This is a genomic window from Flavobacterium sp. 38-13 (assembly GCF_001899155.1).
Lineage (GTDB): Bacteria > Bacteroidota > Bacteroidia > Flavobacteriales > Flavobacteriaceae > Flavobacterium > Flavobacterium lindanitolerans.
Genome location: NZ_MKVG01000016.1, coordinates 153,393 through 167,490, shown reverse-complemented (window position 1 = coordinate 167,490; position 14,098 = coordinate 153,393). Strand labels below are relative to the sequence as shown.

Below are 14,098 nucleotides of genomic sequence, written 5' to 3'. Positions count from 1 at the left end.
ATTTAAGTTTAAGGTAAAAAATACTATGCCATATCCTGACGGCTTGTTTGTTTTTGCTGCTTGATTGGGAGTTTTGGTTAAAACTGATAGACTACTTCTAATTTATAATCTTTCAGTGCTTCTTTTGCTTTTTCATAATCGTGCGTAAATCCAAGGATATAGCCTCCTCCGCCTGAACCGCATAATTTCAGGTAGTAATCATTTGAATCCAATCCTTTTTGCCAGATTCCGTGGAATTGCTCCGGAATCATTGGCTTGAAATTGTTCAGGACAACTTTGGAAAGCTTTTTTGTATTGGAAAGCAATGATTTGATATCACCATGAAGGAAATCATCAATGCTGGCATCAGTGTATTTTACGAACTGGTTTTTCACCATAGCCCTAAAGCCTTTGTCTTTCAGGCTTTCCATGAAAATGCTTACCATTGGAGCAGTTTCTTTTACCATTCCGGAATCCAATAAAAATACGGCTCCTTTTCCTTCCAGACTTTGGGTAGGAATTCCGGTAGCTTCAATATTGTCGTGTGAATTGATTAATATAGGAATGCTCAAATAGCTGTTTAACGGGTCCAGTCCGGAGCTCGTACCATGGAAAAAAGATTCCATTTTTGAGAAAATCTGCTTCAGTTTCAGCAGCTTTTCACGTGTCAGGTTTTCCAGAACCGTGATTTTGTTTTCGGCATACTGGTCATAAACGGCAGCAACTAAAGCACCGCTGCTTCCGATTCCGTAACCTTGCGGAATACTGGAATCAAAATACATTCCGGCTTCAACATTGCGCTTTAGCAGTTCAATATTAAATGTCACCAATTCCGGATTTTCCTGCTGCATGGTCTCAAGATAAGCCACGAAGCGTTTCAGGCTGGCATTGGATTTTTGGGCTTCATCCGAAAGATTGTTATCTACTTTCAGTCCGCCATTGAAAAAATTATAGGGAATGGACAAACCCCGGGAACCTTTGTTAATAGCGTGTTCACCGAAGAGTAATATTTTGGAGTAAAATAATGGTCCTTTCATGTCTGCTCTTGAATTTTGTTAAAATTACAATTTTTTTGCGCCAAATCCAATTTCATCGCAAATATATTGCGAGTTTTGGCAAAAGCCAACTAATTCATTCTTAATTAATTCTAAAACTTCTTCTCTAACGTTTTCGGGATACAGAATATGGACATTGGCTCCTGCATCTAACGTAAAACAAACCGGAATATTGGTTTCATTTCTAAATTTCCAGATACGGTTTATGATTTCCAGCGTATTAGGTTTCATCAGTATATAATACGGCATAGAAGTCAGCATCATCGCATGCAAGGTTAAGGCCTCACTTTCTACTATCCGGATGAATTCCTGCAAATCGCCGGATTCCAATAGTGTTTTTATTTTAGACAGGTTTATATGTGCCTGCTCAAATCGTTTTTCGGCATACGGATGATTGTGCATCAGGTCATGCCCAACCGTGCTTGATACCTGTTTTTCACCTTTGTCAACTAATAATATAGTATCCTGATAGTTTTTAAAAATAGGATGGATATTGCGAGAGAACTCTACCCCAAATAAATCTGAACTTCCTTCGGTTTCTTTATGATTTCCCCAAATAACAATATTTCCTTTTACACTTCGGCAAGCACTACCTGAACCTAATCTTGCCAGGAAAGAAGCTTTTTGATTGAAGTAATCTTCTGTCATTTCAGGATTCAATTCCTTTTCAATACTCATCAGGTTTACAGCAAGAGCTGCCATTCCCGATGCAGAAGAAGCAATTCCTGAACTATGTGGAAACGTATTTTCTGAGTTGATAGTGAAATGATATTCTTTAAGAAACGGCAGGTAGGATTCAATTCTTTCGAAGAACTTCCGGATTTTAGGTTTGAAATCTTCTTTTGGTTTTCCTTCAAACAGTAAATCAAATGAAAAGTCTCCATCCGGCTTTCTTTTTTCAAAAGCCAGTGAGGTAATGGTTTTGCAATTGTTGAGCGTAAAACTTATTGATGGATTGGCAGGAATCTGGTTGTCCTTTTTCCCCCAATATTTTACCAGAGCGATATTGCTTGGTGCGCTCCATTTGAAATTTCCTTTTTCTATTGAACGGGTATATTCTGACGGAATAAAATCCTTTTCCGAAATCATAATTTATGAATTTGTGCAAAGATACTTTTTTTGCCCAAATCGCAGTCTGCATTAGGGCTAATCTGTGAAAATAACTAAATTTGTTAAAAAAGCAAAAATGAACAGATACACGCGAATTTTAGTTTTGACAGCAACCTGTCTCGCAGTAGGTTATTTTTCAAGTCTGGTAACAAGACCGGCAGTAGAAAGCTGGTATCCTTTGATCGAAAAACCAGTTTTTAATCCGCCCAATTGGATTTTTGCTCCTGTCTGGACTATTCTTTACGTTATAATGGGAATTGCAGGCGGACTGGTTTGGCATGAAATTGATTCTCCCCGGAAAGAAGAAGTCAAAAAGGGGATGCTGTTTTTTGCTATCCAATTAGCATTAAATGCCTTGTGGTCGTATTTGTTCTTTGGACTCAAAAATCCATTGCTTGCGTTGTTTGAAATTGTGCTGCTTTGGCTGATGATTTATGAAACCTATGCTAAATTCGCCAAAATCAACCGGTTTGCAGGCTATCTGTTTATCCCATATTTGTCTTGGGTAGGTTTTGCCATGGTGTTGAATGCCAGTATCTGGTGGCTGAACCAATAAAGGGTTGTTTTACACTGCTATTGGCTAATAGAGTTTGCTACAATAAATCCACTGGTCCAGGCATTTTGAAAATTAAATCCGCCGGTGATTGCATCAATATTGGTAATTTCTCCCGCAAAGAATAAATTGGGATAGATTTTGCTTTCCATTGTTTTGAAATTGATTTCTTTAAGGTCAATTCCTCCGGCTGTAACAAATTCTTCTTTAAAAGTACTTTTTCCATTGACCTGGAATTGTGCTTTTGTCAATTGATTGGCCAGATTCTGTAATTGGTTTTTGGATAAATCGGCCCATTTCGTCTCTTCATAAATTCCTGAAGCCAAAACCAGACTTTCCCATAAGCGGTTTGGAAAATCAAAAGGCGATTTTTTCGAGACTGCTTTTTTGGAATGTTCCAGTTTCAATTCTTTTAAAATAGATTCGGCTTCTTCAGTATCGACATCGTTAAGCCAATTGACAAAAATGGTGAACTGATAGTTTTTCTCAAATAAGATTCGTGCTCCCCAGGCTGATAGTTTTAAGATAGCAGGGCCGCTCATTCCCCAATGTGTTACGAGTAAGGGGCCTGTAGAAGTCAGTTTGGTATCTTTAACTTTTACGGAAACTTGTGCTGAAACGCCAGGCAGCTCTTTGATGCGTGGGTCTTTTATATTAAATGTAAACAGGGATGGTACCGGACTTACAATAGTATGTCCGAATTCCTGAAGCATCTCCCACATTTTTGGATTGCTTCCGGTGGCCAGTACTAATTTTTCGCAGAAATACTGTTGGTTTTGAGTTTCGATTTTCCAAAAATTCCCTTCATCTGCATTTGATTTGTAGATGGATTGTACGCTTTGCCCTGTCAAGACCTGAATTCCTAATTTTTTTGTGGCAGCCGTAAAGCAGTCGATAATAGTTTGCGAGGAATTGGAAACGGGAAACATGCGGCCGTCATCTTCAATTTTTAATTCAACACCATGCTTTTCAAACCACTCAATGGTATCACCCGAACAAAATTGGTGAAACGGACCACGAAGTTCTTTTTCACCACGCGGATAAAACTTTACCAATTCATTCGGAACAAAACAGGCGTGTGTTACATTGCATCGTCCGCCACCGGAAATACGGACTTTTGTCAGGACTTCCTTGCCGCGTTCCAATATAGCGATTTTCAATTTCGGATTTTTCTCCGCACAGTTTATGGCTGTAAAAAAACCTCCGGCTCCTCCGCCAACGATGATTATGTCGAAATTAGTGCTCATATTTTTTCCGGGAAATCGGTAATGATTCCATCAACATTATACGTTTTTACTCTCTCAATATCCTCAATTTCATTAACTGTCCAGGTGTAGACTTTGAAACCCTGTTTTTGTGCCTGCTGTACGTTTTCTTCTGTCAGGAGGCTGAAATGGGGATGTATTGCTTTGGCAGAAAAAGCAGTGGCCCATTCCAAGGCTTGTGCTACGCTTGCTTGTGACAATACACCCAAATGTATTTTCGGATTGATGATGTGCATCATTTCGAGTTCTTCCCTTTGAAAGCTGGAAATGATAAAGTTTTCGTAGCTGTAGTCATTTTCAAGAATATACTTTTCAATAAGATGCGAAATGGGTTTTGCCGTATGACGGCCTTTTAGTTCAATATTGATAAGGCAGTTTTTACCGGCTAATTCAATCACTTCTTCTAAAGTGGGGACTTCAATATGTCCGTTAATGCGCAATGCTTTTATTTCGGAAAGTGTCAACTCAGAAATGGCACCGGAACCATTAGTGGTACGGTCTGCCGTAAAATCATGGATAACGACCAGTTCACCAGTCTTGCAGCTATGGACATCCAATTCGATTCCGTCAGCATGCAGGTCGAAAGCTTTTTGGAATGAAGGAAGCGTGTTTTCAGGTTCATGGCCTTTGGCACCACGATGTCCGATATTGAGTATTTTTTTCAAGACTGACTTTTAATTGGTAAAAGTAAAGTTTTTGGATATGCCTGACAAAAGTTTAAGCCATTATAGGAAAATTTAAGTTATCTATATCCCATGCTTTGTGACTCTGCACCTTTGTGTGAAAATAATTGCTCGCAAAGGCGCAGAGCCGCAAAGTTTATAAAGGAAATTGTGCTGATTGAGAATGTATTTCCTGTGTCTTAAAAAAAGAAATGCCCTGTGTGATACAGGGCATTTTATTATTTTTTCAGCAGTTCGTTGGTTCTGCGTATTGCTTCGGCATCTTTATAATCCAGCCAGGCTTGCCCTTTGCGTTTTCGCATCCAGTTGTCATAATGACGTATGACGGCAACGTTCGCCAAACCTTTGAGCAGGTTAGTTGGTCTTCCTGCCAATGAACGCAAACTTAACGAAAAGCCAGGCGTTAGGTATTTCATATAATGCCACCAACCTTCAGGCATATAAAGCATTTCGCCATGTTGCAGATTGGTGATGTATGGCTTTACCATTTTGAGTGCCGGAAATTTTTCAAAATCGGGGTTGTCGAAATCAATATCTTCATTGCAAATCCAGGAATAAGGAAGTCTGTACATGTATTTCGTTTCTTTTGGGTCAACGAGAACGCATTGTTTTTTTCCTTCAAAATGGATATGGAAAATATTAGGGAAATCGATATCGTAATGCATAAAGACTTTGGCGTCTTCGCCTCCAAAGAAAACTAAAGGAAGGCTTTTTATCAATCGAAGTCCTAACTGGGGCCATCTCATATCCGCTTTCAAAGAAGGCACATCTTTCATCAGATTGTATAGAAAAATACGCAAATCGGTTGGGCCTTTTTCCAGAATGTCGATATATTCCGACATGGTCATTTTGAAATCCGGCTCGTTTACTTTTTTAGTATAATCCGTTTTCCTGCTGTCATAAAGAGGAACTGTCTTATCGCCGGCTACTTCTCTGAGAAATTTGAAATTCCATTTGGAAAAAGCGGGCCAGTCTTCAATCTGATTTGTAATTACTACAGGTTTTTGAGGCTTATAATAGTTTTCGATAAACTCTTTCTTTGTAAGTCTTTCAACCCTTTCTATTTCTATATATTCAAAGGCCATGTTTAAAAATGCTAAGTTGTTTCTACGGAACCACTAAATTAGCATTTTTAAACATTCTAAATAATAATTATTACTTTTTTATTTAACCAAAATATAATATTGCCAAGGCTTGAAACTGAATTTCTGGTCTTTTGCCAATGTTATTTTCTCGCCGGTCATATAATTGGTAAATGTGCCTTCAACCGGAGCCGTGAATTGCTGGTCTTTTTTAGATAGGTTTCCAATAAAGAAAACTTTCTGATTTTCTTTTTCTCTTTCAAAAGCAAGAACATTCGTATCGTTTGAAGTTGCCAAACGTTTGAAAGAAGCCGCATTTTTACCGCCATTCAAGGCAATATTGTTATTTTTTAATTCACCCAATTTTTCATAGATAGGGAACATTTTTGCCTTTATTTTAGGGATTGAGTCTTTTTCGAAGAATTTCAATCGGTGTTTCAGGTCGTATTCCTGACCTGTATAGATAAGCGGCATTCCCGGCATCAGGTAGGTTAGTGCCGTAAAAGCTTCTACGCCGTCACCCATTCTTTCATATTCGGTTCCGTTCCATGAATTTTCGTCGTGATTGGAAGTGAAGTTCATGAAAAAATCATTCTTCTCATATTCTTTAGCAATTTTATCAAATACGTTATCCAGGTCTTTGACTGTTTTTGTGCCTTTGTTAATGTCGTTCATCACGTGGTGCGCTTCCCAGCCATATCCCATATCAAAAAGTCCATCTTTTAAAAGATAATTTTTGTTGGATTCCATCAGCATGAATACAGGTTTCACTTTTCGCAGTTCAGGAATTGCTTTTTGCCAGAATTCGGCAGGAACATTGTCTGCAACATCACAACGGAAACCGTCGATGTTTTCTTCTTTTACCCAATATAACATTTCGTTTTCCATGGCTTTGTGAAGTTCCTTGTTGGCATAATTCAAATGAGCAACATCTGTCCAACCCCATGATTTTCCTGTTTCCGGATTCAGCGGATCGGTTACTTCACCTTTTGCATTTTTATGGTAGTATTCCGGATGTTCCGTAATCCATTTATGGTCCCATCCGGTGTGGTTTGCTACCCAGTCAAGAATGACATACATACCGTTTTCATGGGCTGTTTTTACCAGATTCCTGAAATCTTCTTTGGTTCCGTAATCCGGATTGATAGCCGTATAGTCTGATATGGCATAAGCACTTCCTAAGTATTTGGCCTTTTCTTTCGGGTCTTTAATGTCTTCTACAGAAAGTTCTCCGGTAGCTTTCCTGTTTTTCATCGAAATAGGATAGATAGGCATCAGCCAGATGATTTTTACACCCAATTTTTTCAATTCCGAAATGTCTTTGGTAAAAGCATTAAAAGTTCCTTCTGGTGAATATTGACGAATGTTGGCTTCATAAATAACCGCATTTTCTGCTGTTTCATCCGTTATTGGGGCAATAGTTTCTGTTTTTGCAGCGGTTGTGTTTTCCGTTTTTTTGTCGTCTTTGCAGCTGATAAAAGCCGCTAATGTTACAGCTAATAAGATTGTTTTTTTCATAGATTTCGTTTTTGTTCTCGCAAAGTCGCAGAGACGCAAAGATTATAAGTTGTTTGCTATTCTTTTGATTCCGTTTTTGATTAAGGGTTCGTTAAAGTTGACCAGCAACCCCAATTTTAATCCTGTTATTTTTAGATAGGTCAATACTTGTTTTAAATGTACCTGCGCAATCTCTGCAACAGATTTTATTTCTATGAGTACTAAATTTTCTACAATTATATCTGCTCTGAAACCAATACTCATCGTTATGTCATTCCAGATTACGGGTAGTGATTTTTGTCTTTCAACTTTCAACCCCATTTCTGTAAGTTCATAAACTAGAATTGCTTCATAGACACTTTCTAAAAGACCAGGCCCTAATTTTGTGTGTATTTCGAAGCATAAATTAACTATGATTCGAGATAATTCGTTTTCTTTCATTTTGGCAGATATTAATTATTTATGGCGTTTATTCTTTATGCAGAGATATGCAATTTATGAAATTTTGTTCTTCCGCATTTTGAAAGAGTCTTTCTTTCCTTTCGCAATACCCAAAAGCAACAAAGGGAAAACTTTGCGTCTCTGCGCCTTTGCGAGATTAATTTATTTTAACTCCAATATCAGGACTGATTTTTCTTCTATACTTATACCTTCTTTTACATTAATAGATTTTCCTGTCAGCACATCTTTTCCTGACGTAAAGTCTTTGATGTTTTCCTGAAAACGTACGGTCTTAAATGTTTTTGGCTGAGCAGCATTGTTGATGATTACCATCACGGTTTCATTGTCATTATATCTGAAATAAACATACACATTATCCTCCGGGATGTAATGTGTCATTTTACCGGAATGGATAACGGATTTCCCTTTTCTCCATTGGAATAATTTTGAAGAGAAGTCAAAAAACTTAGCTTGCTCTTCCGTTCTTCCGGCTTTGGTGAAAGCGTTGTTTTTATCACCTGTCCATCCACCCGGAAAATCCTGACGGATATCGGCATCTCCTTTTCCTTTGTCTCCCGCCATTCCTATTTCGGAACCATAATAGATTTGCGGAATTCCGCGCACGGTAGCGATTAACGCCATAGCCATCTGGTATTTCCTGAAATCGTTTTTGTAGATGTGGTTAAATCTTCCGGTATCGTGGTTTTCTACAAAAGTCAGAAGGTTGTTTACGTTAGGATATAAAAAATCATTGGCGAAATTATCGTATACCTTAATCATCCCATCATTCCACGTGGCTTTGTCTTCGTTGAAAACATTTCCAAAAGCATCGTGCAATGTAAAATCCATAACGCTTGGCAGGTAGGAGTTATAACTCTGTATGGCACTGATTGGACTGTCTTTTTGCCAATACGACATCTGAGCCTGGTCGTGCATCCAAACCTCACCTACGATATTGAAATATGGATATTCGTCGGTGATGGCTTTCGTCCATTTTGCAATCCCGATTTTGTCATTATAAGAATAGGTGTCGACTCTAAATCCGTCCAAATCAGCATATTCAATCCACCAGATAGCATTTTGTATCAGGTAATTCAAGACTAACGGATTGGATTGATTCAAATCGGGCATGGAAGGAACAAACCATCCGTCCATACAATTTTTGGCATCAATAGCAGAAGCATTGGTGTCAAATTGTGTTGTCATTCTATAATTAGATTGTGAAAACCCTGGGAATTGGTGAATCCAATCATAGGTAGGCAGGTCTTTATACATCCAGTGTTCTGCACCCCAATGGTTGGTCACATAATCCTTGATGAGTTTCATGTTGCGTTTTTTCAATTCTGCCGAAAGGCGAACATATTCTTCATTGGTTCCATAACGCGGGTCAATTTTGTACACATCAGACTGTCCGTAGGTATGGTACGAATGAACTTTATCGTTGTCCTCGCAAAGTGGTGTGCTCCAAATTGCTGTTACTCCTAATTCTTCCAAATAATCTAGGTGTTTTATGATTCCTTCGATATCTCCGCCATGACGACCTCCCGGAAGGCTGCGGTCTGCTTTTTCATTCAACGATTTATCGGTATCGTTGTTTGGATTACCATTGGCGAAACGGTCCGGCATGATAAGATAGATTAGGTCTGACGAATCAAAACTTTTTCGCTGAGCCGAATTTTTACGTCTAGCTTTCAGCGTATATTTTTTTGTAAAGGCTACCTTGTTTTTGTTTTTGAATGAAAAGACAAAATCAGAAGCAGGAATATTTTTTGTGTCGATTGTAATGAAAATGTAGTTAGGATTTTCAGTTTTTACCACGTTTTTGATAACCACATTGTTAGAAACGGAGGCTTCGTACTGTGCTATGTTTTTTCCGTAAAACATAATCTGAAGTTCAGGGTTATGCATTCCGGCGTACCAGAAAGGAGGCTCTATCTTATCAATTTGGGCGAAAGCCGAAACCGATAAAAGGAGCACTAACAGGTTTATTTTTTTTGTAAAATTCATTGTTTAGTTTTTAAGAACCCTTTCAGAGCATTTACCTCTGAAAGGGTTGGGTGGTGGTATTTATACGGTTACCAAAGTATTGGGTTCTACAAGTACTGCTTTTCCGTTGACATAAACGGTGAGTTCCTGAGTTCCTTCTAAGGTAAATTTAGTTTCGCTGGCATTTACGAAAACTTGCAATATCTGATTTCTGAAATTGATTTTGAAGGAATAGCCTTGCCATTGCTCCGGGATTTTTGGTTCAAAATGCAAGGTGTCATTTTTGACACGCAAACCTCCAAAACCTTCAACAATGCTCATCCAGGTTCCGGCCATACTTGTAATATGGCAACCTTCCTCCACTTCTTTGTTATAATCGTCAAGGTCCAGACGCGAAGTTCTTAAGTAGAACGTATAGGCCTGTTCCATGCGTCCTAAAGTGGCTGCCTGAATGGAGTGCACACAAGGAGAAAGCGAAGATTCATGTACTGTAAAAGGCTCATAAAAATCGAAATGCCTTTCCAATTGCTCTTTTGAGAAATGATCTTCAAAGAAATAAAATCCTTGTAAAACGTCAGCCTGTTTGATGTATGGAGAACGCAGGATTCTGTCCCATGACCATTTTTGGTTGATAGGCCTTTGGCTTTTATCCAAATCATGAACTTTAACCAGTTCCTTGTCCAGGAATCCGTCCTGTTGCAGATAAACGTCGTGTTCTTCAGAATATGGAAGGTACATTTTATCGGCAACTTTTTTCCAATTGATTATTTCTCCGGCTTCCAGCTTTGTTTTTGAAACAATTCGGGAATAATCAGCAGCATATTCTTTCTGTACTTTTTCAATTTGCTCTACAGCATAATCAATGCACCATTTTGCCAGATAGTTGGTATAGAAATTATTGTTTACGTTGTTTTCATATTCGTTCGGGCCGGTAACTCCCAAAATTACGAACTGGTCTTTGACGGTTGAAAGCGTTGCTCTCTGATGCCAAAAACGGGCAATAGCAATTAATACTTCCAGACCTTTTTCAGGAATATAAGTGTAATCTCCTGTAAATCTATGATAGTTGTAGATGGCAAAGGCAATAGCTCCGTTTCTGTGGATTTCCTCAAAGGTAATTTCCCATTCGTTATGGCATTCTTCTCCGTTCATGGTGACCATCGGGAAAAGGGCAGCACCGTTTGTAAAGCCTAATTTTTCGGCATTTTCGATTGCCTTATCCAGTTGGTTGTATCGGTAGGTCAGCAAATTTCGGGCAACCTGCTGGTCTTTAGTCGCCATATAAAACGGAATGCAATAGGCTTCGGTATCCCAATAGGTTGAACCTCCGTATTTTTCTCCTGTAAAGCCTTTTGGTCCTATATTCAATCGGGAATCTTTTCCGGAATAGGTTTGGTTCAGTTGGAAAATATTAAAACGAATACCTTGTTGTGCCTTTACGTCGCCATCGATAGTGATGTCTGACATTTCCCAGATTTTTGCCCAGGCTTCAATCTGTTCCTGCAATAAGGTTTCATAACCTTTTACGTTTGCCTTAGCAATGGCGTTTTGGGCAGCCGTAATTAATTGAGAGTTCTCATGGTTTAGAGAAACCGTATAGCCACCAAATTTTTGGATGGATGATTTTTCTCCTTTAGCTGCTTCTGTTTCATAGGCGAAAAGAATCTTTTCTGCAGAAGCTTCAACATTCACAGGAGTAGTGTTGAGGTTCTGGCCATTTAAAAAGATGCTGTTTGACATGTAGGTGGCCACATTAAAATGGGTCTTGAATGTTCTGGCAACAACAAAGGCTTCATTGCCGGAATGTTTTGTTTCCAGCGGTTCCCAGAATTTTTCTTCCCAGTTGGCATCCTCATTTTTTACTCCTGCGTCAATGTAAGGTTTGTAAACGATTTTTGCGTCTTTATTTAATGGTGTAATTTCATAATTAATAACACCTAATTCATCAGAATTGAGCGAAAGGAAACGACGAACATCTACTTTTATTTGGGTTCCGTTTTTTAATGTGGCTTCAAAAGAACGGTGGTACCATCCTTCTTTCATATTTAATTCGCGCTCGAAATTCCTGACTTCGGTGCAGGTATTTAAATCGAGGTTTTCACCATTAATTTCAATGTCTATTCCTATCCAGTTGGGTGCGTTGAGTACTTTGGCAAAATATTCCGGATAGCCATTTTTCCACCAACCCACTTTTGTTTTGTCCGGATAGTAGATTCCGGCAATATAGCTTCCCTGAAAAGTTTCTCCGGAATAGCTTTCTTCGAAATTGGCACGCTGTCCCATGGCACCGTTTCCAATACTAAATAAACTTTCGGAAGATTTTATTCTTTCTGCATCAAATCCTTCTTCTATGATTGACCAATTATTTGGTACTATATAATCTTGATTCATTTTATTTATTCACTAAAGTTTCTATGAAATTTGTTTCTATATGGGTAAAGTCAGGGAAAATATAATCGGCTTCGTGCAGAATTTTTGCTTCTCCGATTCCTACGCTTGTCATATTTGCAATGTTAGCGGCCTGTATGCCGGCTACAGAATCTTCAAAAACGATAGCATTTTCAGGAGCGGTTTTTAATAATTCTGCTGCCCTAAGGAAAACTTCCGGGTCGGGTTTGGCATTGGAAACATCATTGCCATCGACTATAGCATCAAAATAGTGGATAATGCCTGTTTTTTCCAGAATTGGTCTGGCATTTTTGCTGGCAGAGCCCAAAGCAATCAGTTGTTTTCTTTCTTTCAGATAATGCAGAACTGGCAGTACTCCCGCCAACAATTCGCTATCATCCATATCTACCAGATAAGACAGGTAATCCTCATTTTTTTGTGTAAGCCATTTGTCTTTGTCTTCCTGACTCGCTTCTATTTTTCCTAATTGAAGTATAAGTTCTAATGAGCGTACACGACTTACCCCTTTTAGTTCTTCATTGTGTTCCGGAGTAAATTCAATACCCAGCTGGTTAGCTATTTTTTGCCAGGCCAGATAATGATATTTGGCGGTATCGACGATTACTCCGTCTAAATCGAATATAAATGCTTTTGTTTTCAATGGTTTATTGTTTTACGGTGTCGTCAGTATCTTTTACCCGCAACACAAAAAAGGAAGCGATAATGAAAGCGACTCCGCTGGTTACAATGGCATAGATTGGGTTACCGCCATAAATGTATTTAACGATAGGTCCGCCAATGATGGCGTTGATGATTTGGGGAACTACAATGAAGAAATTAAAAATTCCCATGTAGACACCCATCTTTTTGGCCGGAATAGAGCCTGAAAGGATGGCATAAGGCATAGCAAGAATGCTTGCCCATGCAATACCAACTCCAATCATTGAGACGATTAGCCAGTTTGGGCTTGGTGCAAAATAGACTGAAATCAGCCCGATTCCTCCCACGATTAATGAAAAAGCATGTGTAGATTTTCGTCCTATTTTTTTAGCGATTGCGGGTAAAAAGAAGGCAAAGACAGCCGAAACGGCATTGTAAACCCCAAAGATGATTCCCACCCAGTCGCCAGCTTCCTGATAGGTTTTACTGTGCGTGTCTTCTAACGGAAGTCCATAGATATGGTGTGCTATTGCCGGAGTCGTAAAAACCCACATTCCAAATAACGCAAACCAGGAAAAGAATTGTACCCATCCGAGTTGTCTCATGGTTTGAGGCATGTTTCCAAAGTCACTGAAAATATTCAACAGGCTTCCTTTTTCTTCTTCCTCATGGACGATTCCTTCTGCCTTATCAAAAGCTTCCAGTTCTTCCGGCGAGTACTCTTTGGTAGTAGAAATGGTCCATAATACGGCTCCAACCAAAACGGCGGCACCAATAATAAAGGATAGGATTAAATGATAAGGAACTTCACCCGGTTGAGCTTCACTGGAAACTCCAAACCATTTGTTTAAGGCATATGGAAGCCACGAACCTATTACGGCACCAAACCCTATCAGGGCAGTTTGCACGCTAAAACCCAATGTTCTCTGGTCGGCAGGAAGCAGGTCGGCTACTAAGGCACGGAAAGGCTCCATTGCAATGTTGAATGAAGCATCCATAATCATGAGCATTCCGGCACCTACCCAAAGAGCAGGCATAAAAGCAGTGAGCAACGCAGATTGTGGCATGAGTATTAATCCCAGTGCTGCCAAAACCGAACCGATTAAAAAATAAGGTTTTCTTCTGCCAAAACGTGTCCAGGTTCTGTCGCTATAGTGGCCTATAATTGGCTGGACAATCAATCCCATTAGTGGGGCAACAATCCAAAACCATGACAGGCTGTGTACGTCGGCGCCGAAGATTTGTAGAATTCTGCTGGCATTTGCATTTTGCAGGGCAAATCCCATTTGTATTCCCAGATAGCCAAAACTCATGTTCCAGATATCCAGAAAACTTAATTTACGCTTTTTCATTATCGTAATTTATTGATTGATATACGATAAGCGTTAATGGCTTATCA

General features: G+C 39.1%; 12 protein-coding genes. 1 reads left to right on the top strand and 11 read right to left on the bottom strand.

Features of this window, described 5'->3' with window-relative positions; translation table 11 throughout:
- Positions 1 to 77: 77 nt before the first annotated feature.
- Positions 78 to 1,016 (bottom strand): mevalonate kinase family protein, encoded by a 939-nt coding sequence (locus tag BGO88_RS11240; protein WP_101470748.1) that lies wholly within the window; start codon positions 1,014 to 1,016, stop codon positions 78 to 80.
- A gap of 24 nt (positions 1,017 to 1,040) precedes the next feature.
- Complete coding sequence (locus tag BGO88_RS11235; RefSeq protein WP_286706938.1) at positions 1,041 to 2,123, bottom strand: diphosphomevalonate decarboxylase; 1,083 nt, start codon at positions 2,121 to 2,123, stop codon at positions 1,041 to 1,043.
- 97 nt (positions 2,124 to 2,220) lie between these two features.
- On the opposite strand from BGO88_RS11235, the gene BGO88_RS11230 reads away from it, so the two are divergent.
- A complete protein-coding gene (locus BGO88_RS11230; RefSeq protein WP_286706937.1) occupies positions 2,221 to 2,700 on the top strand; it encodes a TspO/MBR family protein in 480 nt (159 codons plus the stop codon).
- A gap of 17 nt (positions 2,701 to 2,717) precedes the next feature.
- Here BGO88_RS11230 and BGO88_RS11225 read toward each other — a convergent pair whose 3' ends face one another.
- From BGO88_RS11225 to BGO88_RS11185, 9 genes are all read right to left on the bottom strand, one after another.
- Positions 2,718 to 3,944 (bottom strand): BaiN/RdsA family NAD(P)/FAD-dependent oxidoreductase, encoded by a 1,227-nt coding sequence (locus BGO88_RS11225; protein WP_286706936.1) that lies wholly within the window; start codon positions 3,942 to 3,944, stop codon positions 2,718 to 2,720.
- Complete coding sequence (locus BGO88_RS11220) at positions 3,941 to 4,627, bottom strand: glycerophosphodiester phosphodiesterase (RefSeq protein WP_286706935.1); 687 nt, start codon at positions 4,625 to 4,627, stop codon at positions 3,941 to 3,943. The genes BGO88_RS11225 and BGO88_RS11220 overlap by 4 nt, the downstream gene beginning before the upstream one ends.
- A gap of 236 nt (positions 4,628 to 4,863) precedes the next feature.
- Positions 4,864 to 5,730 carry a cupin-like domain-containing protein gene (locus BGO88_RS11215; RefSeq protein WP_056072108.1) on the bottom strand — a complete coding sequence of 289 codons (867 nt, stop codon included), beginning with the start codon at positions 5,728 to 5,730 and terminating at the stop codon, positions 4,864 to 4,866.
- 78 nt (positions 5,731 to 5,808) lie between these two features.
- On the bottom strand, positions 5,809 to 7,245 hold the full coding sequence (locus BGO88_RS11210) for an alpha-amylase family glycosyl hydrolase (RefSeq protein ID WP_286706934.1): 1,437 nt from the start codon (positions 7,243 to 7,245) through the stop codon (positions 5,809 to 5,811).
- A gap of 42 nt (positions 7,246 to 7,287) precedes the next feature.
- Positions 7,288 to 7,665, bottom strand: coding sequence for a GxxExxY protein (locus BGO88_RS11205; protein ID WP_273238008.1), 378 nt, complete (start codon positions 7,663 to 7,665; stop codon positions 7,288 to 7,290).
- Positions 7,666 to 7,827: 162 nt separating this feature from the next.
- A complete protein-coding gene (locus BGO88_RS11200) occupies positions 7,828 to 9,672 on the bottom strand; it encodes a glycoside hydrolase family 13 protein (RefSeq protein ID WP_286706933.1) in 1,845 nt (614 codons plus the stop codon).
- Positions 9,673 to 9,732: 60 nt separating this feature from the next.
- Positions 9,733 to 12,042: a maltose phosphorylase MdxK gene (gene mdxK / locus BGO88_RS11195; RefSeq protein WP_286706932.1), complete on the bottom strand. Its 2,310-nt coding sequence runs from the start codon at positions 12,040 to 12,042 to the stop codon at positions 9,733 to 9,735.
- Position 12,043: 1 nt separating this feature from the next.
- Positions 12,044 to 12,700, bottom strand: a complete 657-nt coding sequence (gene pgmB, locus BGO88_RS11190) for a beta-phosphoglucomutase (protein ID WP_286706931.1) — start codon at positions 12,698 to 12,700, stop codon at positions 12,044 to 12,046.
- A gap of 4 nt (positions 12,701 to 12,704) precedes the next feature.
- Positions 12,705 to 14,051, bottom strand: coding sequence for an MFS transporter (locus BGO88_RS11185; RefSeq protein WP_286706930.1), 1,347 nt, complete (start codon positions 14,049 to 14,051; stop codon positions 12,705 to 12,707).
- Positions 14,052 to 14,098: the final 47 nt, after the last annotated feature.